Annotated in this window: 16 protein-coding genes; 8 read left to right on the top strand and 8 right to left on the bottom strand. The window is 67.9% G+C overall.

Annotated features, from left to right (window positions below; genetic code table 11):
- Window positions 1-179: 179 nt before the first annotated feature.
- The gene (locus tag SOM18_RS15945) at window positions 180-3305 is read left to right on the top strand and encodes a TonB-dependent receptor domain-containing protein (RefSeq protein WP_081874300.1); all 3126 of its coding nucleotides are present in this window, start codon (window positions 180-182) and stop codon (window positions 3303-3305) included.
- A 107-nt stretch (window positions 3306-3412) separates the two neighbouring features.
- Here SOM18_RS15945 and SOM18_RS15940 read toward each other — a convergent pair whose 3' ends face one another.
- Window positions 3413-4474: a hypothetical protein gene (locus tag SOM18_RS15940; protein WP_320481971.1), complete on the bottom strand. Its 1062-nt coding sequence runs from the start codon at window positions 4472-4474 to the stop codon at window positions 3413-3415.
- Between the two features lie 93 nt (window positions 4475-4567).
- Between SOM18_RS15940 and SOM18_RS15935 the strand changes: the two genes are divergently transcribed.
- From SOM18_RS15935 to SOM18_RS15925, 3 genes are read left to right on the top strand one after another with little or no spacing between them, the layout of a single operon-like run.
- Window positions 4568-4912 (top strand): hypothetical protein, encoded by a 345-nt coding sequence (locus tag SOM18_RS15935; RefSeq protein ID WP_031439573.1) that lies wholly within the window; start codon window positions 4568-4570, stop codon window positions 4910-4912.
- A complete protein-coding gene (locus tag SOM18_RS15930) occupies window positions 4887-6215 on the top strand; it encodes an aspartyl/asparaginyl beta-hydroxylase domain-containing protein (RefSeq protein WP_320481970.1) in 1329 nt (442 codons plus the stop codon). The genes SOM18_RS15935 and SOM18_RS15930 overlap by 26 nt, the downstream gene beginning before the upstream one ends.
- Before the next feature lie 50 nt (window positions 6216-6265).
- Window positions 6266-6871, top strand: coding sequence for an energy transducer TonB (locus SOM18_RS15925; protein ID WP_320481969.1), 606 nt, complete (start codon window positions 6266-6268; stop codon window positions 6869-6871).
- An 18-nt stretch (window positions 6872-6889) separates the two neighbouring features.
- Here the strand turns inward: SOM18_RS15925 and SOM18_RS15920 are convergent, their stop codons facing one another.
- Window positions 6890-8059, bottom strand: coding sequence for an aspartyl/asparaginyl beta-hydroxylase domain-containing protein (locus SOM18_RS15920; RefSeq protein WP_320481968.1), 1170 nt, complete (start codon window positions 8057-8059; stop codon window positions 6890-6892).
- A gap of 85 nt (window positions 8060-8144) precedes the next feature.
- On the bottom strand, window positions 8145-9245 hold the full coding sequence (locus SOM18_RS15915; RefSeq protein WP_320481967.1) for a glycosyl transferase: 1101 nt from the start codon (window positions 9243-9245) through the stop codon (window positions 8145-8147).
- 110 nt (window positions 9246-9355) lie between these two features.
- On the opposite strand from SOM18_RS15915, the gene SOM18_RS15910 reads away from it, so the two are divergent.
- The gene (locus SOM18_RS15910; protein WP_320481966.1) at window positions 9356-10018 is read left to right on the top strand and encodes a sulfite oxidase-like oxidoreductase; all 663 of its coding nucleotides are present in this window, start codon (window positions 9356-9358) and stop codon (window positions 10016-10018) included.
- Here SOM18_RS15910 and SOM18_RS15905 read toward each other — a convergent pair.
- From SOM18_RS15905 to SOM18_RS15895, 3 genes are read right to left on the bottom strand one after another with little or no spacing between them, the layout of a single operon-like run.
- Window positions 10015-11265 carry an adenosylmethionine--8-amino-7-oxononanoate transaminase gene (locus tag SOM18_RS15905; RefSeq protein WP_320481965.1) on the bottom strand — a complete coding sequence of 417 codons (1251 nt, stop codon included), beginning with the start codon at window positions 11263-11265 and terminating at the stop codon, window positions 10015-10017. The genes SOM18_RS15910 and SOM18_RS15905 overlap by 4 nt on opposite strands.
- Window positions 11262-11885, bottom strand: a complete 624-nt coding sequence (gene bioD / locus SOM18_RS15900; protein WP_320481964.1) for a dethiobiotin synthase — start codon at window positions 11883-11885, stop codon at window positions 11262-11264. The genes SOM18_RS15905 and bioD overlap by 4 nt, the downstream gene beginning before the upstream one ends.
- Window positions 11882-13006, bottom strand: a complete 1125-nt coding sequence (locus SOM18_RS15895; protein WP_320481963.1) for an 8-amino-7-oxononanoate synthase — start codon at window positions 13004-13006, stop codon at window positions 11882-11884. The genes bioD and SOM18_RS15895 overlap by 4 nt, the downstream gene beginning before the upstream one ends.
- Before the next feature lie 170 nt (window positions 13007-13176).
- Here SOM18_RS15895 and SOM18_RS15890 point away from each other — a divergent pair, with 170 nt between their 5' ends.
- The 3 genes from SOM18_RS15890 (at window position 13177) to SOM18_RS15880 (ending at window position 15969) form a co-directional block, all read left to right on the top strand.
- Window positions 13177-14184, top strand: a complete 1008-nt coding sequence (locus SOM18_RS15890; protein ID WP_031395046.1) for a class 1 fructose-bisphosphatase — start codon at window positions 13177-13179, stop codon at window positions 14182-14184.
- Between the two features lie 77 nt (window positions 14185-14261).
- On the top strand, window positions 14262-14744 hold the full coding sequence (locus tag SOM18_RS15885) for a hemerythrin domain-containing protein (RefSeq protein WP_031439564.1): 483 nt from the start codon (window positions 14262-14264) through the stop codon (window positions 14742-14744).
- Between the two features lie 43 nt (window positions 14745-14787).
- Window positions 14788-15969 (top strand): glycosyltransferase, encoded by a 1182-nt coding sequence (locus SOM18_RS15880; RefSeq protein ID WP_320481962.1) that lies wholly within the window; start codon window positions 14788-14790, stop codon window positions 15967-15969.
- A 27-nt stretch (window positions 15970-15996) separates the two neighbouring features.
- On the opposite strand, the gene SOM18_RS15875 is transcribed toward SOM18_RS15880, so the two are convergent.
- Entirely contained in the window at window positions 15997-16365 is a 369-nt protein-coding gene (locus tag SOM18_RS15875) for an Mth938-like domain-containing protein (RefSeq protein ID WP_107931815.1), read from the bottom strand.
- A gap of 39 nt (window positions 16366-16404) precedes the next feature.
- Window positions 16405-17370 (bottom strand): protein translocase subunit SecF, encoded by a 966-nt coding sequence (gene secF, locus SOM18_RS15870; protein WP_031441217.1) that lies wholly within the window; start codon window positions 17368-17370, stop codon window positions 16405-16407.
- Window positions 17371-17386 lie beyond the last annotated feature (16 nt).

Below are 17386 nucleotides of genomic sequence, written 5' to 3'. Positions count from 1 at the left end.
GGTTTCGCCATACGACACTATGTTGCGGTTATGTCACGGTGATGTCGCAAACGAAATGAGAAAAGGTCCGAATCGACGATAATTGTTGCAGCGCAATGGCGTGGCTGGATAGATCGTGACCAGAACCGGAAAAACCGGAGAAAATGCACGGTGCATTCACCGGCAACAAAGGGGTATTTATGACATCTGCAGCTCGCGCCCATTTGCTTGCGACCACGTTGCTGATGGGGGCGACGACGTTCGCCACGCCAGCCCTCGCGCAGGTCCAGGGGGACAATTCGGGGATTCGCGCCGGGGGCGCGACCGCGACTCAGTCGACCACGCCGGGCGCCAACGCCCAGGGCGAGGTCGGCATGACGACGTCGGAAGCCGCGCCGAGCACGGAGAACAGCCAGGGTGACATCGTCGTCACCGGCTCGCTGATCAAGAATCCCGCGCTGATCGCCTCATCGCCAGTGACTGTCATCGGCCAGGAGGAAATCAAGCTTCGCCAGTCGAACACCGCCGAAGACATTCTGCGTACGCTGCCCGGTGCGACGCCGAGCATCGGTTCGGCCGTCAACAACGGTAACGGCGGCGCGTCCTATGTCGATCTTCGCGGCCTCGGCTCGTTCCGCAACGTCGTCCTGCTCGACGGCAACCGCATCGCACCCTCGGGTCTGCTCGGTCGCGTCGATCTCAACAACATTCCGCTCGCACTGGTCGAGCGGGTCGACACGCTGACCGGCGGCGCAGCGACCACCTACGGCGCAGACGCCGTGTCGGGCGTCGTCAACTTCATCACGCGGTCGGATTTCTCGGGCATCGACGCCTCGGTCTCGAACCAGATCACCGAGCGTGGCGATGGTGCCTATTTCCGCGGCGACATCACGATCGGCGCCAATTTCGACGATGGCCGCGGTAACGCGGTCTTCTCGGTCGGGTACCAGCAGTCGGATCCCGTCTATCAGGGCGAGCGCGACTATTCGGTGCAGAATTACGACTCGTTCTCGGGCGCGAGCAGCGGCTCGGGCACGACGGTCCCATCGGTCTTCACGCTTGGCGGTCGTCGCCAGATCAACCCGGCCACGGGTTCGCTGACGACGGCGGTCATTCCGTTCAACTTCAACCCGTACAACATCTTCCAGACGCCGTTCGAGCGGTTCAACATGTATGGCGCCGGCCATTACGAAGTGTCGGACAGCGTCGAAATCTATACGCGCGGCCTGTTCTCGAAGAACACCGTCGACACGATCATCGCGCCGTCGGGTGTGTTCAACTCGTCGATCGTCGTGCCGTTGTCGAACCCCTATCTGCCGGCCGGTGCGCGGAATCAGTTCTGCGCCGCCGCCAGCATCACCCAGGCGCAGTGCGACCTCGCCGCAGCCGCGACCAGCCCTACCGTCACCGTGGGCGGCGTGACGACGGCAAACCCGAACTTCCGCACGATCACGACAAACCTGTCGCGCCGGACGACCGAGGTCGGGCCGCGCATCTCGAACTTCCAGACGACGATCTTCGATTATCGTGCCGGCGTGAAGGTTGGGCTGACCGAGGGTATCAAGCTCGACGTCTCGGGCGGTTACGGTGAATCGGAGAATACGCAGACGCTGCAGGGCTATGTCCTGACGTCGCGCGTACGGTCCGCGGTCTATGCAACCAACACCACGAGCTGCCTTGGCGGTGCGCCCGGCGGTGCGGCGATCGACGCGGGAACCGGCTGCGTTCCGCTCAACGTCTTCGGTGCCGACGGTTCGATCACCCCCGATATGACCTCGTATATCACGGGTGAGAGCACGACGACCGTTCGTACCTCGCTGGCGCAGGCCCGCGCGGTTCTCAACGGTGATTTCGGCTTTGCCTCGCCGTTCGCAAGCGACTCGATCGGTTTCGCGGCCGGTGCGGAGTATCGCAAGTACCGTGCGTCGCAGCGTTCGGATACGCTGGCACAGACCGCTGGCGAACTCGGTGGCGCCGGTGGCGCCGCGCCGAACATCGACGGTGGCTATGAAGTCAGCGAAGGCTTTGGCGAGCTCATCGCACCGCTCGTCCAGGATCGTCCGTTCTTCCAGAGCCTGACGCTCGAAGCGGGCGTCCGCTACTCGCACTACAAGGTGTTCGCGGCCAACTCGCCCTCGTACAACACGACCACCTACAAGGGCGGCGGCAGCTGGGAGCCTGTCACGGGCCTGAAGGTTCGCGGCAGCTACCAGCGTGCCGTCCGCGCACCGACGATCAGCGAGCTGTTTTCGCCTGTGAATACGGGTCTGACCAACCTGGCGACCGATCGTTGCGCCGGTGCAGCGCCGGTCAACGATGCCAATCTGCGCGCCGTCTGTCTCGCGCAGGGCGCGCCGGCCTCGACCATCGGCCTCATTGCGGTTCCGACTGCGGGTCAGGCGAACATCACGTCCGGCGGTAACCTCGACCTGCGTCCGGAAAAGTCGGACAGCTACACGCTCGGCCTCGTCATCCAGCCGCAGCAGATCATTCCCGGCCTTTCGATCAACGTCGATTACTACAACATCAAGATCAAGGGCGCGATTTCGCAGTTCGCGCCGGGCGATATCATCTCCAACTGCTTCGACACCATCACCGCGGCGAGCGCCACCAGCCCGGCCTGCCTCGCGATCTCGCGAAACCCGGTCACGGGCGGCCTCGACGGCGATCCGGCAACCACGCGGGGTCTGCTGGCTGCAATCTCGAACCTTGGCACCGTCAAGACCGATGGTATCGATCTCGCGATCAACTATCGCACGCCGCTGACTCAGGGTGTCAAACTGGGCCTGTCGTTCCAGGGCAACTGGTCGAACTCTGCGACCTTCCAAGCCGCACCGGGGCTCATCAATCGTGAGTGCATCGGCTATTATTCGGTCAACTGCGGCGGCGCGGCCAGCGCTGCGGCTGGGGGCTCGGGCTCGATCCAGCCCGAATTCACCTGGAACACTCGGGCGACGTTCACCTTCGTCGACAACATCGACGTTTCGGTGCTGTGGCGTCACATCGATAACGTCCAGCAGGAGCCGGACGATGTCGTCAACGGTAACGGGGCGGCGTTTAGTGGTACGCTCACCGGTGGCGCTCTCGCCGGCCAGTCTGCGGATTTCACGCGGATCCCGTCCTACGACTATATCGACCTGTCGACCCGGATCGGCATTGCCGAGAATTTCGACCTGACCGTCACGGTACAGAATCTGTTCGACAAGCAGCCGCCGCTCGTCGGGTCGACGGTGGGTTCGACGAGCTTCAACAGCGGCAACACCTATCCGTCGACGTATGACGCACTGGGCCGCCGCTTTGCGATCGGTGCGAACCTGCACTTCTAGGGTCAGGCCATCTCGGTCTGGATTGGGGCGGTTCTTCGGAACCGCCCCTTTTTTTGTCCGGGCTCGACCGCGAACCTATCGGCTGCGCGTGGTGGCGGGACGAGCACCTAGCCCAGCAGGGGCGCCGGGGGATCAAGCGCGACGCCGGCGGTGCGTGCGACCGCCTCTGCCCAGATGACCACCTTGTCGATCTCGTCGGCGTGGAGTGCCGCGCCGGTCTCGTGCTCGCGTGCCCTGTCCGCCGCGCCATAGGTCTTGCCGTCCTTGGCATTGCGCGCAAAAGCAGGGCCGTCGAGCAGCGCCTGCACGGTCGCCGGATCGCCGGGCAGCGCATAGAATCGTGCCAGAGCAGTCACCGCGGCGAAGGGGTTGGCGAGCAAAGTTTCGCTCTGCAACGTTCTGACGCGGTCCGGAAAGCGGGCGACCAGGCCAGCGAACAGATCCGCCTGCGCGATCCACCCTACCGCTGCCGCCTGCAGATCGGTCAGCCTGAAGATATCCTCGGGCGTGAGGCCCAGATCAACGATGCCGTCGGCGAGCTGCTTGGCGAGAAGCTCGCGCACCCAAAGCCGGCCCCACATGCCCTTTCGTGCGATCGACGTCAGATAGATGCGCAACGGCGCGTAGAGCAGCACGGCGCGGGCCTGTGGCCGCATCGCCAGCATCGCAGGCGCGAGGGCGTTGACGACGTTGGAGGGCTTGATCACCACCGCCTCGCCGGATTCGAAGGCGCGGCCAAGCAGTCTCAGCGTCGTATCAAGGACCTCACCGACGCGCGCGGGATGACCGCCGCGGTGACGCCAGCCGACGAGATCGTTGAGAATTACCGGCTCTTTCAGCGCGGTGGCGAAGCCCGGCATGTCGAGTGCCTGCGCCAGCATCGTCGAACAGCAATAGGCCGAGTGGAAAATGAAATGAACCGATGCAGCGGGCGGGGCGGCCGCGACGGCGTCGCGTCGTGGCACCACGATCGGCGTGGCCGACGACGGCATATACTCGTCGGTGAGGAAGGTCGCCACGCCACGCTGCGCCCGGTCCGCCGCGATGAAATGTACCGCATCATGGTCCGGATCGTAACGATGGGCCAGCCAGCACGGATCGCCGATCTGTGCGCCGACGGACGTGGCGGATTCTCGGGCGGGGGCGGGCGGGCGGGTCGGACGGGTCATGGCATCGGGATCGCATATCATGGTCCCGACTGCCACCGGTCTTGGTACGTCCGAATCGGCCAAAATCTCGTTGCGAAACTGAAAGGACCCGTCATGATGCGTACCGGCAATGCATTGCGGAGCGGCATGATGATGCGGACGACATGGTGTGGATCGGCGGTCCGATCGGGTCTTGCCGCGGCGTCGCTGATCGTGGCGGCGCCGTCCGCGTTCACTGTGGCAGCGGCCGGCGCAACGATGGCGCAGCGCGATGAGGCGCCACCGGCCGCGACGCCGCCGGCCGAGCGTCGGATCTGCAAGCGATCGGCGCCGTCGGGATCGCTGATCGAGACGCGACGCGAATGCCATACGCGCGCAGAATGGGACCAGATCGCGCAGGCGGGACGTGCCGCTGGACAGGATATGGTCGAACGTGCCGCACGCAGCGGTGCGCAATAACGGCGCTCCGGTGATGCGTCAGCAGCCGGGGCCGTCGCTCGAGATGTTGTTGCAAGCTGCCGATACCGCGCAGCGTGCCGGCGACGGTGCGCGGGCCTGCGCTGTCTTTCACGACGTGCTCGGCATTGCGCCCGAGCATCCTGTTGCGCTCAACGCGCTGGGCCTCGACGCGTTGGCGCGGGGCGATGGTATGGCGGTCGGCTATTTCGCGCGCGCGACGACGGCTGACCCTGCCGCGTCGCCGCTGTGGATGAACCTGGCGAGCGCCTATCGCGGGCTCGGCGACAGCGTGGGGGAACAGACCGCGCTCGAACGCGCACTCGCGCTCGACCAGCGCAATCTGATGGCGAACGTCCGGCTGGCCGAACTGCTGGACCGCGTCGGTAACACTGCGGCGGCGGCGTTTCGCTGGGGTGGAGTGGCCACGATCGTTCAGTCGCTCCCCGAGCGGTCGCCGGCGTTAAGCCAGCTCCTCGTCCGTGCCTCAGATAGGATCGCGCAGCATACACGTGCGCTGTCCGATGCCATCGATACGGCGCTTGCACCGTTGCGGGAGGATGCGGCCGCGGACGACCGACGTCGCATCGACGTCTGTATCGATGCGATGCTCGGTCGTCGGGCGATCCATGCGCCGGTACCCCACGGGCTGCATTTTCCATTCCTGCCCGCGGACGAATTCTTCCCGCGGCGGCATTTTCCCTGGCTGGCCGCGTTCGAAGCGGCCACGCCAGCCATCCGCGCAGAGCTGGAAAACCTTCTTGCCGATGGGGCACCGGGCTTCGCGCCCTATGTCGCGATGACGCCGGGCACGCCGCCGAACCGGTGGACCCCGCTCGACGGGTCGGATCTGTGGAGCGCCCGATATCTGTGGCGGTATGGCGTGCGCGACGATGCGGTGTGCACGCGGTGCCCGCAAACCGCGGCGATGCTGGAGACGCTGCCGTTGGCGGACATTCCCGGCCGCGGGCCGTCCGCCTTCTTCTCGGTCCTCAAGCCCGGCACGCGGCTGCCGCCGCATACGGGGGTCAGCAATATCCGGTCCGTCGTGCATCTCCCCCTGATCGTTCCCGACCGATGCGGCTTTCGGGTCGGTGGCGAGACCCGAGCGTGGCGCGTCGGTGAGGCGTTCGTGTTTGACGACACGATCGAGCATGAGGCGTGGAACGACAGCGACGAGATTCGCGCCGTCCTGATCGTCGACGTCTGGAACCCGCATCTCACCGCGAGCGAAATCGCGATGATGCGGCGGATGTTCGGGACGCTCGGCGCGCAGCTGGGCATGGCGGGCGACGTGGTGGATTGAGCTTGCCCGCGCGAGGCTGCGGTGGTGAAATACTGGCTGGAGACGAAACTATGCGGACGACGCTGTCATGGGCAAGCCGAGGGTCGTGGGTCATCGCGCTCGTCGGGGGTATGGTCGGCCTATCAGCCGTCGGGGCGCAAATCGCACCCGTCTCCACTGCATCTGGAGACGATCCCGCGCTGCAGGCGCTCCGGGAAAAGAATGCACGGGTTCAGCTCGCCAATTATCCGCGCGGAGCGCTGCGTCGCGGTGAGCAGGGAACCGTCGGGATCAGCGTCACCGTCGATCGGCAGGGGCGGTTGCGCGAATGTGCGGTTTCGAAGAGCAGCGGCTTTGCGTCGCTCGACGAGGCGACGTGCGACTTCCTGTTCTCGCATGCGCAGATTGCGGCCTATGTCGCACCGGGCGGCGGCGGGCCGACGACCCGGCAGGAGGGGCAGGTCGTGTGGACGCTGCCTGCGGGTGTCCGACCCACGACCGCGTCAGCAACCTCGGGGCCCTTGCCGGAGAAGAAGATCTGTCGTGCGCAGGCGAGGACGGGCTCGCTGGTCGCAAGCCAGCGCATCTGCCTGACCAAGGCGGAGTGGCGACGCCAGTATGAACTGGCGCAGGACGAGACGCGCGAGATGCATACCCGCGCGATGCCGGGCGACTGATCGACACGCCGGCCGCGTTTAGCCGGTATCGACCACGGGACCCTGATACCGGTCGATCGCGGCGAATATGTCGGTCAGCGCGTCGCGTTCGGTCGCGGTCAGTTCGGGACGCCAGACTTCGAACAGCAGGACGATCCGGGTCTGCGTCCCCCGGTTCCACGCCTCGTGCTCGAAAGAATCGTCGAATATCAGCATCCTGCCGTCCCGCCACGGCCGCGTCTCGGACCCGACGCGCAGCGCGCATCCGTCGGGCGCGATGAGGGGTAGGTGGCAGATCAGCCGCGTGTTGAGCATGCCGTGATGCGGGCGGATATGCGTGCCGGGGGTCAGCCGCGAGAAGATCGCCATCGGCGACCGGCCGGGAATGACGGGAATCGGCGCCAGCGACAGCGCGGCCATCGTGTTCGGGCACATCGTCGCATTGGGCTCGACCGGCACGCCACCACGCCAGAGGTGAAAGGCGCCCCAGCCCGGATCATCGAGCAGCGGGTTTGCGGGCGGTGGTCGACCGGCCATCGTCTGCACATAGGGTGCAAAGCCCTGTCCGGCCGCGAGCACCGCGTCGAGTTCGGCTCGGATCGCGCCGGTCGCCGCTTCGATCGGGGCGACCCAGGCGAACTCTTCGCGCTCGAAATAGGCACGCTGCGCCAGGCCCGGGAAATAGAACATCGAGGGTTGCTGAAGATAGAGCTCGCTCCGGCCGAGCAGCAGGTCGAGCGCGTGGCGGATCCGGGGACTCGCCGTGCGCGGCATCTCCTTGAGAGCCGAGTCGAGATGGGCCGAGAAGCGGCCGGCGACTTCGGTCAGGAAGGTCTCGCCTGCCCGAAGCAGGGGGACGAGCGCGGGGGCGATGGTCGCACCCGGCTGGGAGGCAACCGACAGCGCGGTGCGATAGAAGGACTCCGCCGCACGATCGTCCCCACGGCGACGCTTGAGCGCCGCCATCGTCAGCAGTGCGCCGAGATGCCGGGGCTCGGTCGCGAGGAAGCGGACGAGCGCGTCGTCGGCCTCGTCGTCGCGCCCGAGCGCCTGCGCCGCCTGCGCGATCAGGAACCAGGGCGCGGGCATGCCCGGTGCGCCGTCGCGCAACAGCGACAATTTTTCATAGGCGACAGCGGCGTTGCCGTTGCGCAGCGCGGTCATGCCCTCACGGGCGAGCGAGTCGGCCTGTGGGCGGGTCAGGTGCATGACGCAGGCTAGCCTGCCATTGCACTGGATACAGCTAAAAACATCCGGATCGGACCCGCCCGTCTTTCAACCCAGTAATGTCGGTTCAGCGTGTCCAGAGATCGGTGGCGAGCCGGTCGAGATAGTTCGCGGCGCTGGCGGCGGCGGTGGGGGTGTGGAGGCTTGAGAGTGCGGCGGGGTCGAGCGCCTTGGCGGCGTCGAGCAGGCCGCGCCATGGGGTCGATGCGCCGGGCCAGCTTGGCACCAGGATCGCGGCGCCGAGTTCGGCCAGGCGCTCGGCCTTGCGCATCTGTTCGTCGAAATAGCGCCATTCGGGCGCGCAGACATAGGGGCGGCCGACGCGCGCGATTTCGTGGACGATGGTATCGCCACTGGAGGCGACGACGACGTCGGCGGCGGCGATGTGCGCGGTGATCGTCGACACCCAGCCGCGCAGGTGGAGATTGCCGAAATCGGTCTCATGGCCCTCGCGCTGGACGGTGCCGAGCACCAGCCAGTCGGTCTCTGGCAGCGCGCGCGCGGCCATGGTCAGCGGCGCATAGGGCGTTCCTGCGCCGCCGCCGCCGGTCAGCACGACGACGATCTCGCGGTCGGCGGAGAGGCCGAGCATCGCCCGCGCCTCCGCCTTGCCCGGCACGACGTCCTGCGCGGTGCACAGCCCGCCCGCATAATGGGTCATGGCGCGGATCCAGTCAGGGGTCTCGGGCTGTTCGAGCGCTTCGTCGAAGGGCGCGAGCAGGCCGACACAGGCGCGATAGCCGGCGAGATGCGCGGCATCGCCGCGGTTGCCGTGCATCCGGATCCCGATCGCGGGGACGCTGGCGATGCGGGCCAGCAGCGCGATCTCGGCGGAGACGTCGACCACGAACAGCGCGGGATCGACCGCATCGAGATGGTCGAGGATCGTCCGCATCGTCGCGCGGATCGCCGCGTCGCCGATCGGTGCGCGGTGGAGGATGTCGGGGGTGGGCTGCGCGGCGAGCGCCGGCGGGGGGCTGTGGCCGGCCGCGCCCTCGTCGGGCAGGGGCACCAGCGTGACGGCGCGCGCGAACCCGTCGAACAGCGCGGGGCGTGCGGTCAGGATCGTGACGGCGCGCCCGGCGGGCAACGCGTCGATGATCGCCATCGCGCGATTGGCATGGCCGCGGCCCTGATGGCCGACATAGAAGGTGATCGGTTGACGCATTACCGGGGGATACCCGCTCTGCGCCACGAAATCCCCCGGGAAATCCCCCGGGAAGCCCCCCGGGAAATCGACAGTGGCCCCGCCGCCGCAAGCCGCCTAGTCTGTGCCGCATGAGCGATGATGACAGGTCCGAACCGACCAAGCTGACGCGGTCGAAGCAACGCTGGGCAAGCGAGGGCAAGTTCCTGACGGGAGCGACAGACCGCGCGGAGGGCGACCGGTTGCCGCCGGGGCAGCATCTGGTCCGCGACTGGCCGGTGCTCGATCTCGGCCAGCAGCCTGATATCGCGCGCGAGCGGTGGCGGCTGACGATCGACGGGATGGTCGAGCGGCCGGTGACGCTCGATTGGGCGGGGTTCATGGCGCTGCCGCAGACCGCCGTCCGGTCGGACATTCACTGCGTCACGACCTGGTCGCGCTATGACAATGACTGGTCGGGCGTGGCGACGCGCGACCTGCTCGACCATGTCGGCCCGGTCGATGCGGCGGCGTTCCTGACGCTGCACGGCTATGACGGCTACACCACCAATGTCCCACTGGCCGATTTCGCCGCGGCGGACGCGCTGCTCGCGCACAGCTGGCAGGGCAAGCCGCTGACGCGCGAGCATGGTGGCCCGGTCCGCCTCGTCATCCCGCATCTCTATTTCTGGAAAAGCGCGAAGTGGATTTCGCGGATCGCGTTCCTTGGCGCGGACGAGCCGGGCTTCTGGGAGGTCAATGGCTATCACCGGCGCGGCGATCCCTGGGCGGAGGAACGCTACAGCGAGGACTAGAGCAGGGTCGCGCACGCCTCCTCGATCGCGGCATAGATCGCGTTGAGGTCGGGCTCGTCGATGCAATAGGGCGGCATGACGTAGACGGTGTTGCCGAGCGGTCGCAGCAACAGGTCGTGTGCGGTGAAGAAGCGCAGCAGTTTCGGGCCGAGATCCGACAGATAGCCGCGATCGCCGACCTGCAGGTCGACCGCGGCGATCGTACCGATGCGGCGCGGGTTGGTCACGCCGGGCAGGCGGGCGATGCGGTCGAGATGCGCCGCCTGTCGTGCGCCGAGTGTCGCGATCCGGTCGTGCACCGGCTCGTCGCGCCAGATCGCGAGGTTCGCGTTGGCGGCGGCGCAGGCGATCGGGTTGGCGGTATAGCTCGAGGAGTGGAAAAACATCCGTGCGCGGTCGTCGGACAGGTGCGCGTCGAAGATCTCCGCGGTTGCCATCGTCACCGCGAGCGGGACCGCGCCGCCGGTCAAGCCCTTGGACAGGCACAGGATGTCGGGCACGACGCCCGCCTGTTCGCAGGCGAGCAGCGTGCCGGTACGGCCCCAGCCGGTCATCACCTCGTCGGCGATGAACAGCACGGCGTGACGGGCGCAGATCGCGCGCATCTCGGCGAGTACGTGCGGCGGATAGATCAGCATGCCGCCCGCGCCGAGCACGAGCGGTTCGACGATGAACGCGGCGGGCGCGGCGCGGCACGCTGCCTCGAGCGCGTCGAGCGTGGCCTGTTCGGCGCCGGGGTGCGGGAAGGGGATGGTGCCGACGTCGAACAGCAACGGCGCATAGGCGCGGTTGTAGACGCCGCGTTCGCCGACCGACATCGTCCCGATCGTGTCGCCGTGATAGCTGTGTTCGAGCACGAGAATGCGGTCGCGCGGCTCGTCGCGGTTGCGCCAGTAGCCGAGCGCCATCTTCAGCGCGACCTCGACCGCGGTCGATCCGGAATCGGAGAAGAAGACGTGGCGCAGCGCCTCGGGCATGATCGCGACGAGCCCGCGCGCAAGCGTTTCGGCGGGTTCGTGCGTCCAGCCGGCGAAGATGATCTGGTCCATCCGCCCCGCCTCCTCGGCGATCGCGGCCATGATCCGGGGATGGCGGTGGCCATGCGTCGTCACCCACCAGGACGAGATCGCGTCGACGATCCGCCGCCCGTCGCTGGTATGAAGCGCCGCCCCCTCGGTCCGGACGATGCGGGGGATCGGGTCGCCGAGACCATGCTGGGTGAAGGGATGCCAGATCGGCGACGTCATCGGAAATCCTCGAGCCGGAAACTGGCGGCGAAGGCGGCGCGGAGCGCGGCGGCGTCGAGCCGGGGGAGCATCGGCAGCCGGCCGAGATGTCGCACGTTGCCCAGCCGGACGATCGCCGCCTCGCTGTGCGGGACCGCATCGCCGACGAACGCGACGCCGAGGATCGGTACGTCGCGGCGGCGCAGCGCCTCGATCGACAACAGGCTGTGGTTGATCGTGCCGAGCGCGGTGCGCGCGACGATCACGACGGGCAGCCGCCACTGCGCGAACAGGTCGGCAAAGACGCGGGTGTCGGTCAGCGGCACCATCACCCCGCCCGCCCCCTCGATCACCAGCGGGCCGGGCAGCGCAGGCGGCACGAGCCGGTCGAGGTCGATCGTCACACCGTCGAGCGCCGCCGCGCGGTCGGGCGAGCAGGGCGTCGTCAGCCGATAGGCCTCGGGCAGGATCCGCTCGCGCGCGAGGCCGGACAGCGCCGCGACGCGCGACGCATCGCTGCCGCCGTCGAGCCCGGCCTGGACGGGTTTCCAATAGCTTGCGTCGAGCGCGCCCGCGAGCGCGGCGGCAAAGACGGTCTTGCCGACATCGGTGTCGGTGCCGGTAACGACGAGGCGGGTCATGACAGGGCCTTTTGCAACGCGTCGCCGAGCCCTGCGATCTGGGGTGCGGTGACGTTGAGCGTGAGCGAGATTCGCAGGCGCGACGTGCCGCTGGGCACGGTCGGCGGGCGGATCCCGCGGACGTCGAACCCGGCCGCCTGGACCGCCGCGGCAACGCGCATCGTCGTCGCATCGTCGCCGAGCACGAGCGGCAGGATCTGCGATCCGGTCGGCACGACGCCGTACGGCGCGAGCGTGGCTTCGGCGGTGGCGATCAGCGTGCGCAGGGCGGTGCGGCGTTCGGGTTCGTCGGCGAGGATCTGCAGGCTTGCGCGCGCGGCGCTCGCCATCAGCGGCGAGGGCGCGGTCGAGAAGATGAACGCGCGCGCGCGGTTGACGAGGAAGTCGCGGACGACGTCGGGGCCGCAGACCAGCGCGCCCTCGCACCCCATCGCCTTGCCGCAGGTGCGCAAGGTAACGATGTCGGGCCGTCCCTCCAGATGCCCGGCGAGGCCGCGGCCATCGTCGCCGAACACGCCGGTGGCATGCGCCTCGTCGATCAGCACGACGCCGTCATGCTGCTCGGCGAGCGCGACGAGCGCGTCGAGCGGCGCGCGGTCGCCGTCCATGCTGTAGAGGCTTTCGACCGCGATCCAGGGCCGGCCGGTGCCGCCCGCCCGGCGCCACTGCGCGATCGCATCGGCAAAGGCGGTGACGTCGTTATGCGCTGCCGAGACCGTCTCCGCGCGGCCGAGCCGCATCCCCTCATGCGCGCTCGCATGGATCAGCGCGTCGTGGACGACGAGGTCGCCGGTCTGCGGCAGCGTCGCGAACAGCGCGGCGTTGGCGGCGTACCCGGTCGAGAAGTACAACGCCGTCTCCGCGCCGAAGAACGCCGCCGCCTCGGCTTCGAGCAGCGCGTGTTCGGGATCATTGCCGCGGAGCAGCCGCGATCCACCCGAACCGACCGCGACGCCGCGCGCGAGCGCCGCCGCGACGGCCGCGGCGATCCGCCCGCTCTGGCCGAGCGCGAGATAGTCATTGGAGGCGAAATCAACCCCTTGCCGCGCGATCAGCGCGCGGCGACGCGTTGCCGTGGCAAGCGCGGAGAGGTCGCGATGATGCTGGTCGAACGCGGACATCGCGGCAGCCTCTAACGGCAATGCCGCGCCAGCGCGAGCCGGTTGGCCGAAACACCCCGTCATAAAGAGGGATCGTTCGAACGGATCGGGCATTTCTCTCCTATGGTATAGCAGGATCGGCTTGGCTAACCACGATTGCATTCTCCATTCCGGTCGAAGGTACCCTGCCCATGAAGCGCAAGACGCTGACCCAGTTCCTGATCGAACAGCAACGCGAAGCCGGCACGCTGCAGCCGCAGCTGCGCCTGCTGATCGAGGTCGTCGCGCGGTCGTGCAAGGCGATCAGCCATGCGATCGGCAAGGGGGCGCTGGGCGGCGTGCTCGGCAGCCTCGAGAGCGAGAATGTCCAGGGCGAGGTGCAGAAGAAGCTCGACGTGATCGCGAACGAGATGCTGCTCGAGGCGAACGAGTGGGGCGGGCATCTGGCGGCGATGGCGTCGGAGGAGATGGAGACGATCCACCTCGTCCCCAATCGCTATCCCAAGGGCGAATATCTGCTGCTGTTCGATCCGATCGACGGGTCGAGCAACATCGACGTCGACCTGTCGGTCGGCACGATCTTTTCGGTGCTGCGCGCCGCCGAGACCGCGTCGGGTGCCGATGTGTCCGAGCAGGATTTCCTTCAGGCGGGGCAGACCCAGGTCGCGGCGGGCTATGCGGTCTATGGTCCGCAGACGATCCTGGTGCTGACGGTCGGCGCGGGGGTGCACGAGTTCACGCTCGACCGCGAGATCGGGTCGTGGGTGATGACCGACACCAACATCCGCATGCCCGGTGGCAAGCGCGAATTCGCGATCAACACGTCGAATGCGCGGCAATGGTCGCCCGAGGTGACGCGGTTCATCGACGAGCGGATCGCGGGCAAGGACGGGCCGATCGGCACCGATTACAACATGCGCTGGACCGGATCGATGGTCGCCGATGCGCACCGCATCCTCAAGCGCGGCGGCGTATTCCTGTACCCGCGCGACGTCCGCCAGCCGGGCAAGGTCGGCAAGCTGCGGCTGATGTACGAGGGCAATCCGATGGCGATGCTGATGGAGCAGGCGGGGGGCGCCGCCACCGACGGCGAGCAGCGCATCCTGTCGATCGAGCCGAGCAGCCTGCACCAGCGGATCGGCCTGATCATGGGCGATCCGGCCGAGGTCGAAGCGATAACCACCGCCTATCGGGAGTAGCGCGCATCGTCACCCGCCGGCGGTCGGGGGTTGGGGCATGACGGACGAGGGCGCGCGTTGAAAAGGGGAGAAATTCGATGGAAGTCACCTCACAAAGACTCGCCGAACAGCGTGACGACCGGACGTCGTGGCGACGCCTGATCGACGATCATGACCGTATCGCCGAACGCTGCGCCGACCTGGTCGCGCTGTTGCAGCGGCGCGGGCATAATTGCGCGGCGGCGTCGCGCAAGCTGCTCGAGCTCGCGGTACTGGTCGCGGATCATCTGGGCGTCGAGGACGAGGTGATCGACCTGACCGCGATCGCGACTGAGGCGGAGTATTCGCCCGAGACGGTCGCGGTCATGGCCGCCGAACTCGACGCGCTGCGCCGTGAATGGCGGGTGTTCATCGCGCACTGGCTGCCGACGATCGAGCCTGCGGACTGGTACGAATTCCGCGGCGAGGCCGAGGCGATGCTCGCGCGGCTGACGCATCAGGTGCAGCGCGAAAGCGCGCTGTTGTATGACGATGCCCTGCGCGCGGGGGTGATCGCGACCGGGCCGGTCGACCTGCAATAATCGCGGCGACAGGGTTCTTAACCCGGCGGCGATACCAAGGGCCATGATGCGCGTCCTGACCCTGTCCACGCTGTTTCCCGATGCGAGCCGGCCCAATTTCGGCGTCTTCGTCGAGCGGCAGACGCTGGGGCTCGCAGCGCATCCGGGGGTCGATCTGCACGTCGTCGCACCGATCGGCCTGCCGCCCGGGCCGCTGCGTCTGATGCCGCGTTTCGCGCCGCTCGCGCAGCTACCGCTCGAGGAGAGGTGGCGCGGGGTGGGCGTGCAGCGGCCGCGGTTCACGACGATTCCTGCGACCGGGGGGCGGTGGCATGCCGCGGCGCTGACCCGCGCGCTGATCCCGGTGCTCGACGCCGTGCGGCCAAGTTTTCCGTTCGACGTCATTGATGCATCGTTCTTTTTTCCCGACGGCGTCGCCGCAGTCGCGCTCGGGCGACGCTATGGTGTGCCCGTGTCGATCAAGGCGCGCGGGGCGGATATCCATCTTTGGGGTCGTGCGGCGGGCACGCGCGCGCAGATCCGGCGTGCGGGTTGCGCGGCGGACGGGCTGCTCGCGGTCAGCGCGGCGATGCGCGCGGACATGATCGCGATGGGGATGCCGGCGGCGCGGATCCGGGTGCATCATACCGGAGTCGACCAGGCGCGGTTCCGCCCGATCGACGCGGCGGCGCGTGCGGCTGAGGCGGCGCGGCTCGGCGTGACGGGGCCGATGGTGCTGTCGGTCGGGGCGCTGATCCCGCGCAAGGGACATGACGTGGTGATCGAGGCGGTCGCGCGCCTGCCGGGTGTCTCGCTGAGGATCGCGGGCGAGGGGGGCGACCGGGCGCGGCTGGAGGCGCTGATCCGCACGCTCGGCGTGGGGGGCAGGGTCCGGCTGCTCGGCAGCGTCGCGCATGAGGCGATTCCGCGGCTGGTCGCGACCGCCGACGTGATGGCGCTCGCCTCGGCGTCCGAGGGGCTGGCGAATGCGTGGGTCGAGGCGCTGGCCTGCGGGACGCCGATCGTGATCACCGATGCGGGCGGCGCAGGCGAGGTGGTCACGTCGGGCGAGGCGGGCCGGATCGTGCCGCGCGATGCGGCGGCGTTCGGCGCGGCGATCGCGGGGATCCTGGCGGCACCGCCGGCGAGAGAGGTGACGCGGCGTGTCGCGGCGCGCTTTACCTGGGAGGCTAACAGCGCCGCGCTGTTCGCGCATCTGGCGGGGCTGGTCGGGGGCGGAGCCTAGCACGCCCGACCAAACGCCTGAAAAGCCTCAGCCTTCGAGAGGGTAGAGCGCGGCGGCGATCCAGCGGCCTTCGCCGCGAAGCACGGCCCAGGCGCGCGCGGCGGCGCGGCTGTCCATCGCCTCGATCCCGACGCCCTGCGCCTCGACCGCGCGGCGGAAGGCGGCGGCGGGCTGGCGCAGCTGCGATCCGGTGCCGAGCAGCAGGAATTCGGGCTTGGGCGACAGCGCGAGGACGCTGGCGACATCGTCCGCGCCCAGTGCCTCGAACGGCGGCGGCGTCCAGCCGTCGGCGCGCGACGGGGTGATCAGCAGCGCGGTATAATAGCCGTCGTCGACCCGGAACCCGCCATGACCGATCGCCGAGATCATCGGTCCGTCGGTCTTTTCCTTGTCCATTCTCACGCGCTTGTCCTCACGTGCCGGGCCCGCCGCGCATCAGCGGCCGGCCTTCGGGCCCACGCGCTCGGCGTCGTCGCGGTCGCCCTTGCGGCCCTCGGGCTCGGCGCGCAGGCCGAGCGTGATGAGCAGCGACGACGACACGTAGATCGACGAATAGGTGCCGACGACGATGCCGAGGATCATCGCCGCGGTGAAGCCGCGCAGCACGTGCCCGCCGAGCACCAGCATCGCGGTCAGCGCGAGCAGGATCGTGACCGAGGTCATGACGGTACGCGGCAGCGTCTCGTTCACCGACAGATCGATGATCTCGCGCATGTCCATCTTGCGATAGCGGCGCATATTCTCGCGGATACGGTCGTCGATGACGATCTTGTCGTTGATCGAATAGGACACGATCGTCAGCACCGCGGCGACGATGTTGAGGTCGAATTCGAACTGCGTCAGCGCGAAGAAACCGAGCGTCATCAACAGGTCGTGGACGATCGCGACGACGGTCGACACGCCGAACTGCCATTCGAAGCGGACCACCGCGAACAGGCCGATGCCGAGGATGGCCAGCCCGACCGCGAGCAGCCCCTTGCTGATCAGCTCGTCCGAAACCTTGCCCGAGATCGTGTCGTATTTCGAGAAGGTCGCGCCGGGGAACTTGACCGCCAGATCGTCGGCGACCTTCTTGACGAGTGCGTTGGTCGCACCCTCGTCGGTGCTTTCGGGGATCGGCAGACGGATCGACAGCACGGTCGGATCGGCGAAGGACTGGATCGAGGCTTCGCCGACGCCGAGACGATCGACCTCGGTACGGACCGCGTCGATCGACGGCGGAGTCGCGAACCGCTCCTCGATCAGGACGCCGCCGACAAAGTCGACGCCCATGTTCAGACCCTTGGCGAAGACCAGCCCGACGGCGGCGAGCGACAGGAGGATGGTCAGCCCGAACGCCCATTTGCGGAGCGAGACGAACTTCAGGTTGGTGTTGTCGGGTACGAGTTTCAGCAGGCGCATGATGATGTCTCCCGCC

This window comes from Sphingomonas sp. CFBP9019, assembly GCF_034045155.1.
GTDB lineage: Bacteria > Pseudomonadota > Alphaproteobacteria > Sphingomonadales > Sphingomonadaceae > Sphingomonas > Sphingomonas aerolata.
Note: the sequence above shows the minus strand (reverse complement) of the source record. Positions and strands in the feature narration are given on the sequence as shown.

Coding starts and splice junctions, on each gene's coding strand:
- SOM18_RS15895 (WP_320481963.1), bottom strand. CDS start 13,006: ATGTCCGCGTTCGACCAGCATCATCGCGACCTCTCCGCGCTTGCCACG.
- SOM18_RS15940 (WP_320481971.1), bottom strand. CDS start 4,474: ATGACCCGTCCGACCCGCCCGCCCGCCCCCGCCCGAGAATCCGCCACG.
- SOM18_RS15885 (WP_031439564.1), top strand. CDS start 14,262: ATGGAAGTCACCTCACAAAGACTCGCCGAACAGCGTGACGACCGGACG.
- SOM18_RS15915 (WP_320481967.1), bottom strand. CDS start 9,245: ATGCGTCAACCGATCACCTTCTATGTCGGCCATCAGGGCCGCGGCCAT.
- SOM18_RS15925 (WP_320481969.1), top strand. CDS start 6,266: ATGCGGACGACGCTGTCATGGGCAAGCCGAGGGTCGTGGGTCATCGCG.
- SOM18_RS15920 (WP_320481968.1), bottom strand. CDS start 8,059: ATGCACCTGACCCGCCCACAGGCCGACTCGCTCGCCCGTGAGGGCATG.
- secF (WP_031441217.1), bottom strand. CDS start 17,370: ATGCGCCTGCTGAAACTCGTACCCGACAACACCAACCTGAAGTTCGTC.
- bioD (WP_320481964.1), bottom strand. CDS start 11,885: ATGACCCGCCTCGTCGTTACCGGCACCGACACCGATGTCGGCAAGACC.
- SOM18_RS15945 (WP_081874300.1), top strand. CDS start 180: ATGACATCTGCAGCTCGCGCCCATTTGCTTGCGACCACGTTGCTGATG.
- SOM18_RS15880 (WP_320481962.1), top strand. CDS start 14,788: ATGATGCGCGTCCTGACCCTGTCCACGCTGTTTCCCGATGCGAGCCGG.
- SOM18_RS15905 (WP_320481965.1), bottom strand. CDS start 11,265: ATGACGTCGCCGATCTGGCATCCCTTCACCCAGCATGGTCTCGGCGAC.
- SOM18_RS15890 (WP_031395046.1), top strand. CDS start 13,177: ATGAAGCGCAAGACGCTGACCCAGTTCCTGATCGAACAGCAACGCGAA.
- SOM18_RS15875 (WP_107931815.1), bottom strand. CDS start 16,365: ATGGACAAGGAAAAGACCGACGGACCGATGATCTCGGCGATCGGTCAT.
- SOM18_RS15935 (WP_031439573.1), top strand. CDS start 4,568: ATGATGCGTACCGGCAATGCATTGCGGAGCGGCATGATGATGCGGACG.
- SOM18_RS15910 (WP_320481966.1), top strand. CDS start 9,356: ATGAGCGATGATGACAGGTCCGAACCGACCAAGCTGACGCGGTCGAAG.